General features: G+C 39.0%; 16 protein-coding genes. 3 read left to right on the top strand and 13 right to left on the bottom strand.

Translation table 11 applies throughout. From position 1 onward, the window contains the following. Positions 1-3 precede the first annotated feature (3 nt). Positions 4-1,962, bottom strand: a complete 1,959-nt coding sequence (locus tag ABD985_RS02930; protein ID WP_345369060.1) for a tetratricopeptide repeat-containing sensor histidine kinase — start codon at positions 1,960-1,962, stop codon at positions 4-6. A gap of 325 nt (positions 1,963-2,287) precedes the next feature. On the opposite strand from ABD985_RS02930, the gene nadE reads away from it, so the two are divergent. Further along, positions 2,288-4,300 carry an NAD(+) synthase gene (gene nadE / locus ABD985_RS02925; RefSeq protein WP_345369058.1) on the top strand — a complete coding sequence of 671 codons (2,013 nt, stop codon included), beginning with the start codon at positions 2,288-2,290 and terminating at the stop codon, positions 4,298-4,300. A 169-nt stretch (positions 4,301-4,469) separates the two neighbouring features. Then, a complete protein-coding gene (locus tag ABD985_RS02920; protein ID WP_345369057.1) occupies positions 4,470-5,351 on the top strand; it encodes a 5-oxoprolinase subunit C family protein in 882 nt (293 codons plus the stop codon). A gap of 28 nt (positions 5,352-5,379) precedes the next feature. On the opposite strand, the gene ABD985_RS02915 is transcribed toward ABD985_RS02920, so the two are convergent. Next, a complete protein-coding gene (locus ABD985_RS02915) occupies positions 5,380-6,465 on the bottom strand; it encodes a hypothetical protein (RefSeq protein ID WP_345369056.1) in 1,086 nt (361 codons plus the stop codon). A 251-nt stretch (positions 6,466-6,716) separates the two neighbouring features. Beyond that, the gene (locus ABD985_RS02910) at positions 6,717-9,116 is read right to left on the bottom strand and encodes an endonuclease MutS2 (protein ID WP_345369054.1); all 2,400 of its coding nucleotides are present in this window, start codon (positions 9,114-9,116) and stop codon (positions 6,717-6,719) included. A gap of 269 nt (positions 9,117-9,385) precedes the next feature. On the opposite strand from ABD985_RS02910, the gene ABD985_RS02905 reads away from it, so the two are divergent. After that, a complete protein-coding gene (locus ABD985_RS02905; RefSeq protein WP_345369052.1) occupies positions 9,386-9,664 on the top strand; it encodes an RNA recognition motif domain-containing protein in 279 nt (92 codons plus the stop codon). A 101-nt stretch (positions 9,665-9,765) separates the two neighbouring features. Here ABD985_RS02905 and ABD985_RS02900 read toward each other — a convergent pair whose 3' ends face one another. The 10 genes from ABD985_RS02900 to ABD985_RS02855 all read right to left on the bottom strand — a co-directional run bounded on the left by ABD985_RS02900 (position 9,766) and on the right by ABD985_RS02855 (position 20,749). Next, the gene (locus ABD985_RS02900) at positions 9,766-10,215 is read right to left on the bottom strand and encodes a GNAT family N-acetyltransferase (RefSeq protein WP_345369050.1); all 450 of its coding nucleotides are present in this window, start codon (positions 10,213-10,215) and stop codon (positions 9,766-9,768) included. An 87-nt stretch (positions 10,216-10,302) separates the two neighbouring features. After that, positions 10,303-10,713 carry a hypothetical protein gene (locus ABD985_RS02895; RefSeq protein ID WP_345369048.1) on the bottom strand — a complete coding sequence of 137 codons (411 nt, stop codon included), beginning with the start codon at positions 10,711-10,713 and terminating at the stop codon, positions 10,303-10,305. 425 nt (positions 10,714-11,138) lie between these two features. After that, on the bottom strand, positions 11,139-11,534 hold the full coding sequence (locus ABD985_RS02890; protein WP_345369046.1) for a hypothetical protein: 396 nt from the start codon (positions 11,532-11,534) through the stop codon (positions 11,139-11,141). Positions 11,535-11,941: 407 nt separating this feature from the next. Further along, positions 11,942-12,487: a hypothetical protein gene (locus ABD985_RS02885; RefSeq protein ID WP_345369045.1), complete on the bottom strand. Its 546-nt coding sequence runs from the start codon at positions 12,485-12,487 to the stop codon at positions 11,942-11,944. 316 nt (positions 12,488-12,803) lie between these two features. Continuing rightward, the gene (locus ABD985_RS02880) at positions 12,804-13,217 is read right to left on the bottom strand and encodes a hypothetical protein (protein WP_345369044.1); all 414 of its coding nucleotides are present in this window, start codon (positions 13,215-13,217) and stop codon (positions 12,804-12,806) included. A 42-nt stretch (positions 13,218-13,259) separates the two neighbouring features. Further along, a complete protein-coding gene (locus ABD985_RS02875; RefSeq protein WP_345369043.1) occupies positions 13,260-13,745 on the bottom strand; it encodes a hypothetical protein in 486 nt (161 codons plus the stop codon). 71 nt (positions 13,746-13,816) lie between these two features. Then, positions 13,817-14,278, bottom strand: a complete 462-nt coding sequence (locus ABD985_RS02870; protein ID WP_345369042.1) for a hypothetical protein — start codon at positions 14,276-14,278, stop codon at positions 13,817-13,819. A gap of 677 nt (positions 14,279-14,955) precedes the next feature. Then, on the bottom strand, positions 14,956-16,092 hold the full coding sequence (locus tag ABD985_RS02865; RefSeq protein WP_345369040.1) for a thioredoxin-like domain-containing protein: 1,137 nt from the start codon (positions 16,090-16,092) through the stop codon (positions 14,956-14,958). Positions 16,093-16,291: 199 nt separating this feature from the next. After that, positions 16,292-18,013 carry a hypothetical protein gene (locus ABD985_RS02860; RefSeq protein WP_345369038.1) on the bottom strand — a complete coding sequence of 574 codons (1,722 nt, stop codon included), beginning with the start codon at positions 18,011-18,013 and terminating at the stop codon, positions 16,292-16,294. Positions 18,014-18,187: 174 nt separating this feature from the next. Then, positions 18,188-20,749, bottom strand: coding sequence for a hypothetical protein (locus ABD985_RS02855; protein WP_345369037.1), 2,562 nt, complete (start codon positions 20,747-20,749; stop codon positions 18,188-18,190). Positions 20,750-21,141: the final 392 nt, after the last annotated feature.

The raw sequence follows: 21,141 nt of genomic DNA, 5'->3' as shown, positions 1-21,141 counted from the left end.
CTCCTAACTCCTAAACCTCACAAAAAACGTAGCCCCTTGCCCCAAAACAGACTCACACCAAATCTCTCCTTTCATGGCTTCCGTAAATTTCTTGGCAATGGAAAGTCCTAGTCCGGTAGACTGTTCTCCGGCAGTAGGTTGCGCTCCAAGACGCTGGAACTTGCCGAATAGACGCTTTTGATCCTCTTCTGAAATACCCGGTCCTTGATCCTGTATAGCACAAAGGATATTACCTTCTTCCTGGCGTACCGTTACGAGGATACGCTGCCCCATAGGAGAAAATTTAATGGCATTGCTCAGTAGGTTCTCAATTACTTGCGAATAATAATCCTTATCCACGATGGCTGTTGCCGGACTGATCTTAGGAATGATAAGAATATTCTTTTTCCCGGCTGTAGCTTTCAGTTGTTCTACCACATTGTTGGTTAGCTCATCAATGGAGTAGGTCGCTAGCGAGAGGTTAAAGTGTCCTGATTCTATGGCTTTAATATCCAGAATACGTTGGATCATATTATTCATACGTCCTAAAGCACCTTGTATTCCTTGCAGACAAAGGACCTCATCCTCTTCTTTATCCTCACAGTCGCTGATCAGCAGTTCCGATAACGACAGGGCACTCGCTAGGGGATTACGAAGATCGTGTGCCACAATACCAATCAGATGGTTTTTCTCCTCATTCAGTTCCGTAAGGGATTGATTTTTCTCCTGTATTTCCAGGCTTTGGCTTTCCAGCTGTAGGTTCTTGGTATTGATCTCCTGATTGATCAACCATAATCGCTGACTCAGTTTTTGCTGTTTCTTACGTTTGTGATATAGGTAAACGATCAATAATAATAGTCCCAAGGCCAATAGCATCACCGCAATATTGAGGTAGCGTTGTAAGCGAATGGTTTCTGCTTGAAGTGCTTTACTGTCTTTGAGCAGTTGGTTTTCCATCTCTTTTTTGCGCATAGCAATACGCCCCTCCATAATGGCAATTTCCTCTCCCTTGTTTTTTTGGTAGAGACTATCTTGATAGTCAGCAAAAATCTTATGGTAGAACAGTGCACTTTTATAGTCATTTTTACGCTCATAGACTTCTGCGATAATACTACTGGAACGGGTGATAGCATCCTTGATTCCTATTTCGACAGCTTGATGGTGTGCATACTGTGCATAGTGCATGGCGCTGTCGAGGTTATTTCTGCTTAGGTGAATGGCTGCTATATTTAGCTTGATCATGGACAAAGCCCATTGGTCGTGTTGTTTACTAAGGATGTCATGAGAAGCGTAGTATTTCTTTAGTGCACTTTCGGTATCGCCTGTTTTTTCATAAACCAGAGCCTGATCATTATAGGTATAGGCTAATAGCCTAGGTCTTCCCAGTTGTTGACGTATCGCCAGTTCTTTTTCATGGAAATATAGGGAAGAATCCAGTTGCTCTTTAAAGAAAAAGAGATTGGCCATATTACTGTAAGCGTAAGATAGGGCGGCTGGATGCCCAATTTCCTCCAATAATTTCAATCCTTTACGGTAGGCAGGTTCTGCTCGCTCATAGTTTTCTTGTGCTTCGAAGGCTTTACCGATATTCTGAATCGTTCCTGCGTAGGATAGGGTATCTTGTAATTGCTCGTAGATATGCAGGGCCTCATAATAGTTTTTCAGGGCGGTAGTATATTCGGACTTAAAGAAATATAGGTTTCCCTTTTGCTTGTACATACTCCCCAGCAGTGGTTGGTTTTGTAGCATACTGGAGAGTTCTAATCCTTCATTAATATAAAGAAGAGCAGAGTCCGGATTATTACTATAATAAGTGCGGGCAATTTTTCCGAGCGTTTGAATATAACTGCTATCTTTTTCAGTGTTCTGTAACGTCAGTAACAGGCTATCCCTTGCCTCCTTTATTTGTGCTTGTAAAGCAACAGAGGAGTAGAGTATAAAGATTATGGTTAGAAGCCCTGAAAAAGATAATCTTGTACGCATAAACTTATGATGTAATAGGTAAAAGAGGTACTTCCACTCCCAGGAGCAGAATGTATAATAGAAATTTGTTGAAAAATAAAGAAAGCTCCTTGTATTATTGTAACATTTCTGTGATTTTTTTGTAATACCTTTAAGGCAGTGAGCAGTGAGCAGTGAGCAGTGAGCAGTGAGCAGTGAGCAGTGAGCAGTGAGCAGTGAGCAGTGAGCAGTGAGCAGTGAGCAGTGAGCAGTGAGCAGTGAGCAGTGAAGAATGAAAACTCATAACTCATAACTCATAACTCATAACTCACAACTCATCACTCCAAATTCATAACTAAAAAGAAATATGCGATTACTAAAAATAGGAGGGGCTGAACTGAACCAGACCCCCATGGATTGGGAGAGAAACAAGCAGAATATTCTGGATAGTATAGCAGAAGCCAGAAAGCAGCAAATCTCGGTACTTTGCTTGCCGGAACTGTGTATTACAGGATATGGATGTGAGGATGCTTTTTATGCGCAAGGAATGCAGCATACCGCAGTGGAAGTGCTGCACGAAATATTACCTCACACTAAGGATATGGTCGTTTCAGTAGGGTTGCCGTTGGTGTATCAAAACAGGATTTTTAATACGGCAGCCTTATTGGTCAATGGTAAAATTGCGGGATTTGCCGCTAAGCGATTTTTGGCAGGGAATGGTATTCATTATGAACCCCGTTGGTTTACTCCCTGGACGGCCAATGTAACAGGCAAGGTGTCTTTTGAAGATTATGCGATTGAAGAGCAATATCGAACACAAGAATACCCTATAGGAGATATTCTATTTGATATAGATGGAGTAAGAATTGGGTTTGAGATTTGTGAAGATGCTTGGGTGGCAGATCGTCCAGGACAGAAATTGTATCACTATGGAGCGGATGTTATTTTAAATCCAAGTGCCAGCCATTTTGCCTTCGATAAACTGGAAACACGTAAGCGTTTTGTCTTGGAAGGGTCCAGAGCATTTTCAGTGACCTATGTGTATGCCAACCTTTTGGGAAATGAGGCCGGAAGAGCGATTTACGATGGAGGAGTTATGGTAGCTTCTGCCGGAAAGCTAGAGGCTTTGAGTGAACGATTTTCCTTCAAAAACTATAAGGTGACAGGAGCAGTAGTGGACCTTTCAGTCAATAAGCTGGAGAAGTTTCAGAGTAGTTCCTTTAGTCAGGTTTCTCAGGAGGGTGTTGAGGTGATCCGTGTAAAAGATATGGATTTACCGGAAGCGCAATTTGAGCAGAACCATGTCTCAGAAGCAGTTTGGGAGTCTAGTGACTACATCTTGGAAGAGGAGTTTTGTAGAGCAGAGACACTGGGGCTTTTTGATTATATGCGAAAGAGTTATTCCCGTGGCTTTGTGGTTTCTCTGAGTGGGGGAGCCGACTCTTCTTGTATTGTTTCTTTGATCTGGTTAATGGTAAAGAGAGGAGTCAATGAGCTAGGGCTAGAAGGCTTTAAAGAAAAACTGGGCTATTTCTCTCAGCTGAAAGACGTTAAATCAGAAGAGGAGATCATGAGACATATGTTGGTGACCGCTTATCAACCAACAGAAAACAGTGGAGAGGTAACGTATAATGCAGCCAAGCAATTGGCCAATGCGATAGGTGCCTTGTTCCACAATCTAAATGTCAACGAAATCTTTAAAGGCTATGTAGGTATTGTAGAGGGAGCCTTGGACAGAGAACTGACCTGGGAACAGGATGATCTAGCCCTTCAAAATATACAGGCAAGGGTACGCGCCCCATCGGTTTGGATGTTAGCCAATATACGAGGAGCGTTATTGTTATCGACCAGTAACCGTTCCGAGGCAGCCGTAGGATATGCTACGATGGATGGAGATACCAGTGGAGGGTTAAGCCCTATAGCTGGAATCGATAAGGCCTTCTTAAGACAGTGGTTGGTATGGCTAGAGAAAAATGGCGTACAACGTCAGTTTACCTTGCCTGCCTTGAAGTATGTCAATGAGCAGCAACCTACCGCAGAACTTCGTCCACAAGAATCCAAGCAAACCGATGAGGCCGATCTGATGCCTTATGACTTATTGGATGAAATTGAAGGGGCTGCGATCCGAGATAAGCAAATGCCATTGGAGTGTTATCGTCTGATGAAGTTCAAGTTCCCTCAATATAGCCCGGAACAATTGAAAGCATGGGTGATTCGCTTCTTCAGGCTATGGAGCCGAAATCAATGGAAAAGGGAACGCTATGCCCCATCCTTCCACTTGGATGATAAAAACCTTGATCCCAAGACATGGTGTCGATTCCCAATTTTGTCTGGAGGATTTGAGCGAGAAATTAAACGACTGGAAACGTATAAAGGTTGAATCGTTGAATCGTTGAATTTCAACAGCAAGCTGTCGAGTTGATTCGAGTTGATTCGAGTTGATATGAACTCATAGTGAAACTCAAACAACAATTCAACTCGAATCAACGAGCGAAGCTCAATTCAACTCAGTAGCTTGCTGCTGAAATTCAACGATTCAACAACAAAGTATGCTAGAAGTAATTAAACCCGGCTTATTGACCACCGTACAAGACAAAGGCAGATGGAATCACCTCCACGAAGGTGTGCCTATCTCCGGAGCAATGGATCAAGAGGCCCTATTTTGGGCTAATCGCCTACTTACGCAACCTACTGATACGGCAGTACTGGAGTGTACCATGATAGGGCCAACCTTGTGCTTTCATACCCCTACGGAAATTGCAATTACTGGGGGGGATATGGCTCCTACGCTGAATGGACAGGCAGTAGAACTAAATAGGAGTATAGCTGTTAAGGCAGGAGATACGCTCTCTTTGGGAGGGGCGAGATCGGGTTTGAGAACTTATATTGCTTTCAAGGGGGGCATCTTGGTGCCGGAAATACTGGGCAGTCGATCGACGAATATTATTGCTGGTTTTGGTGGATTCGAGGGGAGGGCGCTGCAAAAAGGAGACCTGATTCCAATACAAAGTTACTGCTCCAATACTCAAGGCGTAAGGAAAATAATGATGGATTCATTGGAATCATCTTCTGTTGATACCCCTATTTGTTTACCTATTATAAAGGGACCAGAGTACCGTTGGTTTGCGGAAGAGGCGATAGTAGATTTCCTTAAAACAACCTATCAAGTAACGGCAGATAGCAATCGAATGGGGTATCGTTTGAAAAGTCAGTTAGCGTTAGCTCCAACCCTAAAAAAAGAATTATTATCCTCTGGAGTCGTTCCGGGCACCATACAAGTGCCATCTTCGGGGCAGCCCATCGTGTTGATGCGGGATGCTCAGACAACAGGAGGATACCCCCGTATTGGTGTATTGACTGAAAAAGCGATCAATCAGTTGAGTCAGGTAAGGCCGGGGGAGTTTGTGAGGTTTTATTTGGGAACTTTTTGATAAAGATATAGTTCAAGTACTATGTTTATCAATAGTGTATATTTCGTTCAACAACCTCTTGCAAATCTCCATTTACAAACTTTCGTTTTATTACCCAGTTATGATTTTGATCGTAGACGTATTCATAAGTGGTATTACTTCCTGATGCATGGACTTCTTTTATCATATGCCCATTGTCGTTTAATATAATGCTGTGGCTGCTTCTATTAAATAAGGGGTTCCAATTATTTGAATTATGTATATCGTTTAGTGCTAAGGTGCTTTTTATAATAGAATTGAAAGTTGAATCGACAATTTCATAATTATTGTCTTGATACTTATTACTTAACTCATCTAGGAAATGTGAAAAAGTATTATCCATAAAAAGTTGCTTATAAAATAGCCTGTCCATTTTAAGACCTTCTAAACGCTCTTTTGTCAACTTCTTATGGGATCTTAAGCTTCTGTAAATAGAATAGTAATTGCCATAATCACGGATGGACAAAGTTGTGTTATCGTCACAGTTTAAAGTTACTTGACACCTCCCGCTATCGAGTACTTCCTCAATGGTATCTATTGGAGTTGCAGACCTCACTTCTATAGTAGTTGAGTCAATACAAAACTTATTCAAATACAAGGTGTCCGTTGTGAACCATCCTTCCCTTTTCTTAAGGTGAACATTCGATAACAAGTATTCTTTATTATTCTTAGTCAAAGATTCACTGTTTATAAATTGTCTAGTTCTATTTCTATCTGTATAGAACTTGGTCTCTGAATGAAAATTGGTAGTATCAAATAAGTAAGTTATAATATATCCTTTATCATGCATTAGATAGTCAAAAGTAGTGGACTGACTATATCGATGAGTGGTTGTGATAGAAGTGTCATTTATGAGGTAGCTATTGCTGATATATCGATCACCCTGTATTTCTTTTAAGTTATGATGTGAATCATAAAAATACTTAGTATTCACGGTACTATCCATAAAGCCTTGTCTCCTGAGGTCTATGACTTTTTCTTCAATCAATTTTATATTCCCTTTGAAATCATATTTGTGGGATATTATCTGAGAGGTTCCGGTTTCTGAAAAAAATAATAAAGGGATGATGAGTAAAAAGTTGTATCTAGGCAGCATATAAGTATTTTGTTTGTTAGGGTTGAGACTTTGTCAGTTACGTAAAGTTAATTTAAACATGCTTAATATGTAGTGAGATATTACTAGATTATATTGGGATATAATAATTACTATTTCACACAATGTATAGTATGATAATCGATACATTTTAATAAAATGCCCTGTTTCAGTTTTGAAACAGGGCATTATAAATGTAACTATAGCTTTATATATGATACTTCCCAATGGTTAGTTTGGGAAGTTTTATGAACTCACGTCCTAAGTGTCACCACAGTTACCCCTGCACCTCCACGGTCGGCATGCTCATCAGAGATATTCTTAATACCAGGGAAAGAACGCAGGTGGTTACGGATGACATCACGAAGTACACCGGCCCCTTTACCGTGTACAATACGGAGCTGAGGTTGTCCAAGCATGAGTGCTGTATCCATAAAATCATCTAAGGCAAACATTACTTCCTCCGCTCTTTTGCCTCTTAGGTCCAGGTTAGGGGAGAAGTCGATTTGCTTTTTATTGATATTGGAAGAGGCTGAGAACTCAGAGTGTTTGCTTCTGGTTTCTTTCCTAAACTCTTTGGTGCTAATTTTGACCAATCGATTGAGCTTAATGAATGATTCCAGCTCACCAATCAGGATCTTGGCTTCGTTGCCTTTCAAGTCCAGGATTTCTCCGAAGGTTTCAGACTCTTTCAGCTTCACCTTGTCTCCAATTTCGACTTTTCCTCCAACGATCTCGTAGTCCTTGGTTTTCTCTTGCTCCTCCTTCACCTTCATTTTACCTTTCATAGATTCGATGTCGGCACGAAGTTTCTTGGTACGCTCCTTTTCCGCCTGATTCTCACGAATCTCACGAATGGTACGCTCGATTCTCTTATTGGTGTCGGTGAGCATTCGATCGGCTTCTTTTCGGGCTTTATTGAGGATCTTATCTTTTTTACCCTCTAAACGCTCTTGTAGCTGATCATACTTCTCAATAAGTTGCTTGAGCTGGTTTTCCTTTTGCTTGAGCTGGGCATTTTTCTCCTTAAAGGTTTTCTTTTCACTTTCCAAGTCCAATAGGAGTTGCTCCATATTGATCTTTTTACGTCCGGCTTTATGACGGGCGATATTCACGACCTTTTTCGGAAGTCCAATTTTTCCAGCAATTTCCAGGGCAAAAGAGCTACCCGGCTGTCCTTGTTCCAGTTGGTATAGCGGCTGAAGGTGTTCTACGTCATAACGCATTGCGCCATTGAGAAGTCCTTCCGTTTTATCGGCATAAAACTTCAAGTTAGCGTAGTGCGTAGTGATGACGCCATAGATACCTTGTCGATTTAACTGTTCTAGAATCGCTTCTGCGATTGCGCCTCCTAGTTCGGGTTCTGTACCTCCTCCAAACTCATCAATCAAGACTAAGCTGGTGTTTTTAGAGTGTTTCAAGACTTGTCGCATATTGGTGAGGTGCGAACTATAGGTACTCAGGTCATTCTCCAGAGACTGTTCATCACCATAGTCCATAAAGATATCCGAGAACAAGCCCATTTTCGAACCCTCGACCATAGGGACCAATAAACCACATTGGAACATATACTGTAATAGTCCAACGGTTTTCAAAGCGACAGACTTACCACCAGCATTGGGACCAGACACTAATAGGATGCGTCCAATATCTTCCCTTAACTTGATGTTTTGAGGAACAACCGGTCTATTCTGTCCTTTATAGCTTAGAATCAATAGTGGGTGCTTGGCATGATACCATTCCACCATAGGTTCTTCTACGAACTCAGGTTTGATAGCTTCCAGTTCTTGTGCCAATTTTGCTTTGGCACGAATAAAGTCCATCATCCCCAAATAGCGGTTTCCTTTTTGAAGGGCAGGGACAGCAGGTCTGATCTTATTGGTCAGCTGTGTCAGGATACGAATGATCTCTTGTGTTTCTTTGAGTAAAAGGTCCTTGATCCCGTTGTTCAGGTTTAGGAGTTCTTCCGGCTCAATGAATAGCGTCTGTCCTGTAGATGAGGCGTCATGGATAAACCCTTTGACTTGTCTTTTATACTCAGCTGCTACTGGAACCACAATACGGCCCTCCCTCAAGGTAGGCTGCACGTCATCCTTCGTAAAGCCTCTTTGCTTGAAGTTGCGAAGAACACTCTCTACTTTATGACGAATACTCGCTTGTTCAGCCGATAGTTTGGAACGGATCTTCTGAAGTTCAGGAGAAGCATTATTCCTTACCTTTCCCTTTTCGTCGATGACATTTTCGATCTCTCTTAAGATCTGTCGGTCAAATTCAATACGACTACTAATAGCGATGAGTTCAGGGTATTCCTGCTTTTCTTTTCCCTCAAAAAAGAACAAACACTCACTCAGGGTCGTAAGGGCTCTTTTGAGGTCGTACATTTCCTCTTCCGCTAAGAAAGTACCTTCTAAGGTAGCTTTTCTAAGGAAGTGATCAATATCGATATAATTGCTAACCGGAAAGTATTCTCCTTCCGCCATGATGCGTAGAAACTCATCCACTTGACTTACCCTTTGTCGGATAAGGTCAGCCTTGTCAGTAAAACGTATTTTCTCTACATAAGAAGCCCCTACGGCACCATTACAATGTTCAATCAGATAATCTCTTATCTTATCAAAACCCAGTTTGGCTTCTATATTTTTAGGATAGAGCATATATATAGTTATTCTTGTTAAGTTCGCTTATTGCGTATCGCTTTGCTTGGAATACTGTTAATGAAAAAAATAAACGATAAACCATAAGCGATAACCGGTAAACGGCATAATACCCCTGCAAATATAAATAAAACTAGGAGGTTGTTAGAATAAATAAGGAAGAGTTACTCTTTCAAGTAAAAAATTGGATTCTTTTCCTTGAAGAATAGGGGGATTTTGAGTTACTTCTAATTGGAATCATTAAAAATTAAACTCTAAAACCTTATAACATGAAAGTTTTTGTTTCTAAGCTGCATTTCAGAACGAGTGAGTCGGATCTTAAAGCGGCTTTTCAAAGTTTTGGTGCGGTGAAAAATGTTAAGATAGAAATGGATCCCAATACAGGACGTTCCAAGGGATTTGCTTATGTGGAAATGGAAGATAAGTCTGCTGCCGAGCAAGCGATTGCTTCTTTGAATGGAACAGAGCTGGATGGAAGGGATATTGCCGTGAAAGAGGCAGTAACTGAAGAGAACATTGATGCGTATAAGGATAGCTTCAACGCATAATTTATTATTGAATCGAGTTGAATTGTTTTTTGCTACTGCTTTCAATCAACAATTCAACTCGGTTCAACGATTCAACAAGTAGCGTAAGCTACCTCAACGATTCAACCTTCTTTATAAAGCATTTCCATATGCGGAATATCATCCTCCAAGTAAATCTCAGAAACCTGCTCAAACCCTAAATCGATATAGAACTTCTGTAAATAAGCTTGGGCCGATATACGGATTTTTTCACTGTTCCATTCTTTTTTAACGAAATCTATCGCTTGTTGCATCAGCAATTTTCCTAGTTGCTTATTGCGGAATTTCTTGTGCACAACAACTCTTCCAATAGACTCCTCCGTATAGGAAATACCCGCAGGCACGATTCTACAATAAGCTGCCAGCGTATCTTCTTGATATAAGAATAGGTGCGTGCTACTCTTATCCTTCAAGCCATCCAAATCCAGGTAAGGGCACTCTTGTTCTACCACAAATACATCATTTCTGAGCTGAAGAATGTCGTAGAGCTCCTTCAGACTTAATTCATCAAATTGCTTAAAAATCCAGTTCATCTATTTAAAGGCCAAATGCTGGCGTTTCAGTGGTATATAAACGACTTCTGTTTATCACTTCAAGAATAAGCGATAAAGAGAATAGGTTTACTGTAAACTCAACGTATCCGCAAAAGTAAAAGCATTTGTCGTCCGATCAAATTCCTCTGCTGCTTCTAAGGTATTTACTCCATTATCAGCCTTGATTTCAGTGAATATTTTACTGTTGGAAAGAAAAATTCCCTCCACCTTGATGATGACATCCGTATTGCTCTTGGCACTCAGCTCCCTACTCCAGGGAAGGGTGGGTTTCTCAATGACTCTCACAGAGCCATCCCCATAGGTATAGGAAAGCTTGGATACTTGTATGTTTTCCGAAGGGGCACCACTGACCTTGTAAGTAATGATATAACTGTCAGTACTCTGAAAGCCACTGGTACTAATAGGGTTGACGTCTGTCAATACGCTTTCACATCCAAAGAGTAGTAGCAATAAACCTAGTTGAAGCACTTTTTTCATAGTTGGGATTATTAAGGTTTGTTAATAATTTCCCCAATAATTCTGGTATTAAAAATGACGGAGGTTAGGCTTGTGGTCGAAGTGTGGTGAAGCAATACTTATAATCTGGGTGGTGAATGAGTAGCCGCAGCGGAATAATTGATCATTGAAAATTAAAAACACAACCTGGTCAAGGAGTTCAGCTTTTGCGATAAGCAAAAAGCGCTCCTTGACCAAGCGGTTTTCTACTACCCTTTATTGAAAGTAGCTCAAATAGATACGCTGGCATAAAACCGCCGGTCCGAGAGCGCTTCCTGTGTTCATGCTTCACACATTTCGCTGAACTCTCGGACCAGGGTAGTTTTTTCAATTAGACTTTGAGTAGATGGGGGGCTTGAAGTGCTTGTGTTCGAGATATTTTGTTGAAATCTCGAAGTAAGGTTGGTTCATCTATAATCATTGGAATCAATTATTTTCATCGTTTTTTCAATTTCAGAATAGGTTTGACCAAAATTGTCAACAAGAATAATTTTTGAATCTTCATTCCACTTTGATGTATGTCCAGCCAGAAAAGAATGGTACATGTAAAGAGTATCATTATTCTCTATCAAACATATACTCCAACCATCTCTCCATTTAACTCGTGCTTGAATAAATGAATTTAGCTCTTCCTTATTCTTACCAAAATCAGGACTGATGATATTATATGTTTTGAATTCTCTGGTATATTCATAAACGTATAATGTATCCTTATTGTCAAGGATAGGTATAGAGCCTTTTAAGTTTAAGTTATTGCAACCGAATGCTAAACTAATTAGTATTATTATCTTAAAAACTTTCATGTATAATTAATCAAGATATCTAGTACCATCAGGGTGGACCTACAACAAAAAATGGAAAACCAGTTAAGTTAGGCCGCTAAATTGTTGTTGGAAATTAATTGCCCGTATTCATGAGGAGTAGAGGTATAGAGTCTGAAACTTTACACTTCTACACTCCTTGACCAAGCGGTTTTCTACTACTCTTTATTGAAAGTAGCTCAAATGGATACAGCTGTATAAAACCGCCGGTCCGAGAGCGCTTCATGTGTTCATGCTTCACACATTTCGCTGAACTCTCGGACCAGGGTAGTTTTTCAATTAGACTTTGAGTAGAGGGGGGCCTTGACATCGCTTTTGACATGGAAATTCAAGCTATGCCCTAAATTGAAGTAAAACAGCCTGATTTGAGTCAAAGCTATTTTACTTCACTATATATGTTCACAATGTTCAACAGAATAGTGAAATTCTTTAATTCTTGATTTCCTAGAAAGTCTATCCTTTACTACTCTTACTTCAGGGTACTTCTCTGAACAAAAAACTATAACTAAATCCGTAGTTCTCAATGAATTGATGATCAACCTATTGTGCTTTACCAAAAATTCCTCCTCATAATATGGAAAGTCCTCAATATTAAAACCTATGCTTGGTTCTAAATAAAAACAAAATTCTACGCATCCCTCTTTATTATAATCCATCCATTCGTGTCCTTTATAATCCTTTATCAAAAGATCATTTACTTTTATATCTTTTCGAACTTGCCCATAAGATTTTATATCTAAACTTGTTACCCGATTTTTTACATAATAATCCTTTTTACTTGTAGAATCAATATGAACTTCAAATGCAATCTTTTGTTCTATTGAATTTGCGCTATCAATCTCAGTGTAAAGTGTAAATGCTGTACTAATTTTATAACATTGTGATTTCACTCCTCGAACAATAAAAAGCGTAAAAAATAGTAATAAATACTTCATAAGTAGTTTAAATTAAAAAAAAATGACGGAGGTTAGGCTTGTGGTCGAAGTGTGGTGAAGCAATACTTATAATCTGGGTGGTGAATGAGTAGTCGCAGCGGAATAATTGAAAATTAATAACACACCCTGGTCAAGGAGTTCAGCTTTTTGCAATAAGTAAAAAGCGCTCCTTGACCAAGCGGTTTTCTACTACTCTTTATTGAAAGTAGCTCAAATAGATACGGTGGCATAAAACCGCCGGTCCGAGAGCGCTTCATGTGTTCATGCTTCACACATTTCGCTGAACTCTCGGACCAGGGGGGGAGAGGACAAAAGATTACTTGAATCTTTTAAATGTCCATATAGAGTACTGTCCTTTTTTGAGTACTTCTACTACTAACTTTTTCTTATTAAGTTCCCTTACTTTTAGTATAAGTCCTGAGATATTATTCATGAAAAATTCATTAACATAAAATTTATTACGGTTTGATAAGAAAATACTCTTATTGCTCTCATCGTACCACCATATCCCTTCTTCAACTTTGGGATATTTAATATCACCATGGCAATCATTGAGAACTACATATTTATCGTTTCTATTGAAAGTCAACACTTCAGGGCATTCATAAACAATCGAATTATTAACTTTTTCAAGTAACCATTCACCTTCCAAAATCTCAGAACTGGCTTGAGAGAAGGAAAATTGAAAAGGAATACATACACTAAAAAGTAGGAAGAATATTTTATCCATAGTCTTTAGAATCTTAGTTCGAGCTCAATGCTAGTCGTAGAATTAGCGAGGCACGAGCGGTATTTCATATAACTCAAAACTGTTTATTTTTACACTATCTTTCATTACGTTAATTGTATAATGCTGATTAACACTATCTTCATGTAAATCTCTAGAGCAAACACCTTTTCGAGAGGGGTAAGAATATAATTTGCCAATACCTTCTAGTTCTAAATACCACCCATTATAATAATCCTTTTGGCTAGACCCATCAGGAGATAAAACTAAAACTATCTGTAAATAACCAAACTCTCTAACATCAACATCATACATATCTGTTGATACGTCCCATTTTTTTTCAACAAAAACATCTTTAATTCTATAGTGTATATTATTGATGGTAAAGTCACAATAGTTGGGGGAAAGCTCCTGTACCAATAAACCTCTTCTTTCAGAGTTAACCTGACTATATGAAGTACCTTGATAAGGTGTATGGAGGTTACATGACTGCATCAATAATAAGAAAGCTATTAATAATTTAGTTTTCATTTGACGATCTCATTAAATTATCATATTCAGCATCACCTGACTTTAAAATGTTCTCAGCATCTAATTGACTATCAAAGTTCACTCCAGGAATTTTCCAATTTATAATAGGGGAAAAGTGATTGATCATAACGAACATGATCACCAAAAACAATTTGTCCACTTCTAATTACTTTTACTTCATTCAATTCAAAATTAACATATAGATCATCTCCTTTTTGTAATGGTTCTTTGCCGATCATACAATAAACAGCTTTATTATTTTTGATCACTACCATCGGCTTTTTTAGGGTATCTCTTTGATCATAAATATCATAATTTGATGAATCCACATCAATTAATAATATTGTACACGTTCCATATCCAGATTTTTTAATTTTTTTCACTTTACCTGAAAAGTATAAATCACTAGAATAAATATACTTTTCTTTATACTGAATAACTGAAGATTCCTCATTTTTTATGTGAAAAATCATAAAGACAAGTACCACCAAAATCATAAAAATAAAAATTATTATTTTTTTTAATATCACCATGGTCTAAACGGTTTTAATAAAGGATTAAACAATAGAGGCTGTTGTTGCTGCTGATTACGGTCGTAGCTATTCACTTTTTTGTTGTAAACTCACCTTAATCATAAGATATAGCACTAAATAAGAGGAGATTAAAAATACCATTCTCATTAATACTTTTGGCAAATCACTAGTATTAAAAAATTGGACAAAAATAAACGCATCCACACCCGTTAATACTACTAGTGGAATAAACAGTAAAAACTTCTTTTTTTTAATAATCAAATTAGTGAAATAACAGACTCCGATGCCAACCACAACAAAAGTTATCAATGTAAATGGAAGCACATGAAATATACTAGCAGATAAAAAACGGGAAAGGTCTATAGAATATAGATTTCCAAAGAGAATACTGAATACAAACAAAAATAGTGTATTCATAAAAAAGCTTATGATTAAATATAAAATTAAATATTTTTTCATTGCTGCTGTTGCTTTTAATATCCACCTCGCCTAAAACTAATTCCTTGTCTTCTATATAGAGCAGGTTCAGGTTGGACCTACAACAAAAAAGTAGAAAACCAGTTAAGTTAAGCCGCTAAATTGTTGTTGGAAATTAATTACCCGTATTCATGAGGGGTAGAGGTATAGAGTCTGAAACTTTACACTTCTACACCTATTTAATAATCATTCCGGTGACATTATTCCCGAGCCATCAACTCTTCCTTAGACTCCGGAAAGTTCTTCTTCATTCTTGAGATAAGAGATCCTTCCCCATAACCACTCCATTTATCGATGACTTTCCCTTTAGGAGATAATAGGAAAAATGCAGGGACGCCCTGTACTCCGTAAGTGCGTTGTATTAAGTCATCAGCTCCTTCTCCACTCCATAAAACTGGCCATGTGCCCTCATGACGCCCTAGCAATTTTAGTAAATCAGATTCGCTTTTGTCGATCTGGAAACTTACCACCGTCAAAGAGTCAGCGTATGTTTGCGTAATTGATTCCAAATCAGGTAAAGCCAAAATGCAAGGGAGACAGCTATTCGATGTGAATTCCAATAATACATACTTCCCTAGATAAGAGGAGAATTGTACGCTATCTTTTTCCTGATTCAAGGCAGTAAAGTCGTAGTAGTCGTCTCCAATTTCAGGGATCTTGTGATTTACATAAAACTTTAGTTTCTCTCCTGTAGAGGATTGTTGTACCTCAGGAGAAAACTGCTCATAAAGCGCTTGAAGCTTTTCTTTTCCGAACTGGCTACGTCTAAAATAAAGCTGTTGCATCGCGTACTCAAAGTCTGGATGGTCCAATATATATTGATACTCAATACTATCCATGGCGGCATCAATTCCTCTTGTTTGTTTTCTTCCTAGGATAACGGCTTCCATAGGGTTTTCGCTATTAGGGTTATAGGCATACTTGGTCAGGGTGTCTAGCCTTTGTTGATGAAGGTCCTTCATCTGATCATCCAGTAGTTTTTTCTGCCAAGCAAACCCTGTTTTTTTTGTCTCGATAAGCAGATGGTAAGGGAAGTCCTTTTTATCGCCTTTTAGTACGACCTCTTCATTCCCCATGTATAATGCTGTAAAGGAATAGCCTTTGCCACTTTTCAAGGATAGACTTTGTGGAACTTTTTGCAACTTCCCGGAGAAGTGTAAATGACCATCCACCAGGTGAGTACTGTCAATAATTACATCATCAGTAAAGGACTTCAAATAGAACTTGGTGCTGTCTTCAAATCCGGTAAGATGAGCGTTAATGGTGTAAGAAGGGTCTTTTTTTACACCACAAGAAAGCATTAACCCTGCGATTAAAAATAGAATTATGTTTTTCATTAAAAAATAGTATTAAGGTTATTAAATGAGAATTGAAAATAGTTGTACTGGGTGGAGTAATGCAACTATTTAGTATTTTTTATGAGGGAAGAAGGAAGAAGGAAGAAGGAAGAAGGAAGAAGGAAGGGCGACTCTTGTGGTCGCCCCGTCGCTCTGTCGCCCCGACAATGGGACAAAGGAAGAAGTAGCAATCACCTCACTAGGCCTTAGAAATACCCCACCGCTTAATAATATTGGTGATGACCTGTTGCAGAGGTCCTAAAGTATCTGGTTTACTTTCTACTACCCCTATAATTGGCAAGAAATCTTCATTATAGTTCAATCGCCAGATAGGGTATTGCATATTATCCGGACACAATAGCCATAGGAAATCGGGCTTCATATGGTGCTTGGTACCGAATACTCTTAAGCAGGTGTAATATTTTAGGGTAGCATCTTTGATATCTTGCTCAACCACTACCTTGGAACGTTTGTACTTGGCGTCCATGATGGCGTATCGAATATCGTGCTTCTGGGCATACTCCAGGACGTAATCGGGAGTGTAATAATTGTTCTTTTTATCAATCTTACCGTGAAGGACTAAGTGGGTATCTCCGGGACTTCTACTGATCTTAGGGTTGTAAAGAAGATTGACCACCCAGTCTTCTCCATTTCTTCTTCCAAAAAAGGATACTTTTTTATATAGGTGTCCATCCTGTTGAGAATACTCAACATCATGGGGAATATTATTGAAGTATACCTTGAGCCCGTCAATCAATCGATAGTAGTTGAATACCTCATAAATCTGATCCAGGAAATTCAGGTTAATCAGGCTATCCTTATTCAGTCTAAGTGACAGTTGGTATAAATGATGTATTCCGGTAAAGGCTTGGGTATAATGCCTTTTTTGAGAGAACACCTGTGTTACTTTCGGTATTTCGGTACGGGCGTACACTCCAGCAAAGAGCTGTTGATAATGTTCTTCTACCGACGAAAGTTTTTGCTTAATGGTTTTTAGTTCATCAAAGGCCTTACGGAATAAAATGATCTGTATGGATTGATAGTTAGCATTGATTGACTCCATCATGGAACGGTCACTTCCCAGGTAGGAGGTGATGTGCTCGCTGATTTCGTTGACAATAGCTCTGCACTTATGAATGGCTCCCAGAATGATTTCATTTTCATAGGTATTGAAGTCTGGAGTATTGGTCTCATAGGCGATTTTTTCCAGAATACCATAGTAACCATCGACCTCAATGGCTTCCGGGTGCTGTTCGTAAGCGTCGTCAAAAATGACCTCATCCAGATTACTCATAAGCCACTCTATGCTTTTACTATCCACGGCTTGTGCATGGTAGGGTTCCATCACCAGCTTGGGACGCATAATGGCATAGGGAAGCTTTTCAAAGTCATAGTATAGATCCTGCATCAGGTCCAGAAAATGACTTAGGGGAGAAAGGTTATTAATAGAGATTTCTTGTAAGGGAAGGGGAGAAGGTACGCCACTTTCCCGGCCTTTACGTTTGCCTTCTCCAGAGATATACTCCAATAGAAGCTTCTTATTCTTGTCGTATAGGTAAGAAAGAATCTGCTCTGCTTCATTTCCCGATAGCTTGGAGGCATCTACTCTTACCGTAATTTCATGTCCACAAAAGTGAATCGGAACATAGCCCAAGCGATTGGAGAAGTACTGCATCGTACTTCCTTTAATGTACCGCTCTTCGTTGTGCTGACTAAGGTAAATAGGATTGATCGGTTCCCCGTCAATGGTTAGTTCTTGACGGGTAATGCTTTCATCCTCTTCATAATGAAGTTCGATTTCATAAAATCGGTGCTCTACCACTACCATATCTCCGGACTCTTCGGGTATGAGTTCTTCCCGACTGATCTCGAAGGGAGGATCAGAGCTTTTATAGATGGCAAATATCTTGATAGTCCACATGTATGTTAATTTAGAGCTTGTTTGCAATACTGATTTAGATGAAGAAAATTTCTATAACCTGTTCAAATCAAGTCAGATTTGAAGAGAATAGTGGTTCTATTTGATGAAAATATGAGTTGATTTGAATAGTGATTAGAGAGATTTTCTTTCTGAATCAGTATTCCAAACAAGCTCTTAGTCAATCAAAAAGTAATTGAAGTAGTTTTGGGAGTATCCCTCTCTTTCACCTTTCTCCAGAATTTTCCCCAATACACTGGCCGCTCTGGAGTCTTTTAATCCAAAATCATTGATCTGTGATAATAGATTTTTTAGGCCCTCATGCGCCTCTTTCCCTTGCAGGTCGATTTTGGTTAATACCCTCTGTGCAATACAGTAATCCAACGGTCTGAGCTGTTCGCTCATGACATTATGCGCCACATTACAATACTCAATGATGGACTTTTTAACTCTTGGACTTATATATACCCCTAAGTAACGTAGGGTGTTTTCAATAGTATCATAACGTTCTTCTACTTCCGGATCGATAAACTCCAGGAATTGAGAAGGGATGTCCATTTTGAAATCCCTAAGCTGGAATAACTCTCTCAATGTTTTGAAGTCCAGGTTGAGATTAGACACTGAAGGAGCCTCAATTGTCGGGAACTGAATTTGCTTAGGCATCTCCAAACGTATGATAGGCGTGCGATCCAGTAATCTTGGAGAGATGTTTTCCGTGGTACGGTCAATATTAATTGTGCCGATAAAGCGAAGGTTATTTGGGTAATGAATACTTTCTCCATTGCCCAATTGTAAAGTAAGAGGGTGCTCATCGGAGGCATAGGTATCTGTGGTACTATAGAAAGTACCCCAATAGTGCTCCAAGGGACTAAGGTTGGCTTCATCCAATACCACGTAGGCAAAAGGAGATTCATGGTGCCATCCTTGGTCAGATTCCACACTCAATTGCTGAAGCAAGTCATACATCCCTGTGGCAGAGCGGTGAAACTGCTTGGTAATAGGGTTGGCGAAGCCGATTAAGTCTTTTTGTGAGGTCCATCCCCTTGCGACAGAAATCTCTACGATACGTTCCTTGGGAACCAAAGCTTGCGTGATGCCTTTGGCTAAAGAAGATTTACCGGTGCCGGGCATTCCGGCGATAAGCGTAAGGGTATTCTGATGAATATTGATCAATAAGTTGGCAATAAAATGCTCTGGGTAGCTTCTACCGATCTTGGTCAGTTTCTTGTGGATTTTTTGCGTTAATTCTTTGAGGGTGTCTGTGGTGTCAGGAGTGGTGATGCGTTGATTTTGAATAGTAGGAGTAGAGGATGTACTTGAGCTACGTACCCCACCGTATTGTTTGCCCGTAAGTAAGTCAAAGTGTGTTTTGGTCTTTAGAAACTCTGCCAGTACATCTTTGGATCGTCCTTGAGCCTCAATAAATTCTTTTTTCAAAATCTCTATGCTCGCTTTAAGTTCTTCACGAAAGCGCTCTTGATTTTCAATTTCCAGTTTAAGATCTTCCAGCGTTTTATGCTTTTTGATCAGCGCAATCTCATCTTCCTTCTCTTTAATTTCAAGGTCAATCTTTTCCAAGGAAGATAGCTTCTGCTTCATTTCCTTATTAATCTCTTCTTCTCTCTGTTTTTTTAGTTCTTCCCGAAGGTGTTCTTCATTGTCCTTGATTAACTTGATACGTTGCTCTGCAGAGGATTCTTCTTCTTTCAACTCTTCCAAATAGTCTAGCTCTTGCTGTTTTTGAAGGCGAAGTTGATTCAACTCATTCTCCAGCATTAGTTTCTGATTTTGAAGCTCGTTGAGTTGGGTAAGGAAGAATTCATTTCCAGCCAGATTGGTGAGGAATTCTCGGAGCTCTCCTAAATTCTCATTGGACTTTTCAAACATCATTTTTAGGCGAAGGTAACGGGAAGACATCTGTTGAATATGACTGTTCTTACTAATAACATCCCATACTTCGCTAGCAGAGTCGAACTTGGTTTTAAGAGAAAGTTGCTGTTCTACCCAATCAAATAGCTCTTTTCGACTCAGGAAATCAATACGATCCGTAACATACAGCTCAATATCCTGATAAGACTTAACGATCTTTCGGGATAGCTTTCCGTACTTTCCTAAATTGAGTTCGAGGTAGGTGTTTTCAGGTAGTTCGAAGATCTCCACTTCTTTTTTTAGTCCAGTAGAAAGCTTCACTGATTTGGTGTCAGAACTACTTTGCACGCCATTGAATACCCCGTAGATCTTACCATCTTCTGTATTCTCTACCAGAAATTTCTTGTTTTGGGTGACGTATAGTTCGTCTATTAGGTCGTAATAGCGTTTATCTGGGTAGAAGAGTTGTCGATCCAGATCGAGCTTTCCAGAAAAAATATCCAGAATATATTCATCGTAAAGGTGATCGAGCTTATCGGAGTGAGTAATATATTTGGTAAGGGAATTTTCTAGGTTAAACTGCTCGTTTTCGGTTCTTTTAGTATTAATTTTAAGGCCTTTAACTTTAATGAATTCGTCCATCAGAAACTCTGTCTCCAAGGGCTTGCTGGCCATAAAGACTTTGTCACCAATATCCTCTAAGTTAAGCCTTTCCCAATGCTCTCCATCAAAGTAAAAAAGAGGAATAATGAACTTCTTACTAGAACGAATATTTCTACTATCTTGAACGGCAACTATATAACTATCTTCATCTAAGGCATAATAACTATTGAAATTATCGAAAATATCATTTAACTGGTTAACTTTCATATCTTTATGTTTTTGAACTATTTTTAGGTTGTCTATTTTCAACTAGAAAATTACATAGGTTGTTTTGTTTATAAAAACTCCCTGTCAGTAAAAAGTTACTAGCGGTAAGTAGTGTTATGGGGGGGGTGTTTATAAGAAAGTTAACAAAAAGAACAGGAATAGTGCTAGGAATGGGGAATTATATTTGAGGAGTCTCGGAAAGCAGGTGTCTAAAAGTTGATTTTTCACGTAAATATTACATATGATTCCTTGAAATTGAGGAAAAAAATAGGAATCATCTAATATTAGTGGTGTTGGTTTCTGTGTAAAAATGAGTCATCCCATATTAACATTTAAGGGGTGACTCATATTTTTTGTTTAAAAAGTGTCTTTATATATCTAAAAATGGCCTT

Origin of the sequence: Algivirga pacifica (genome assembly GCF_039543525.1) — a bacterium.
In the GTDB taxonomy this organism is placed as follows: domain Bacteria; phylum Bacteroidota; class Bacteroidia; order Cytophagales; family Flammeovirgaceae; genus Algivirga; species Algivirga pacifica.
This window is presented reverse-complemented; position numbering and strand designations above follow the sequence as displayed.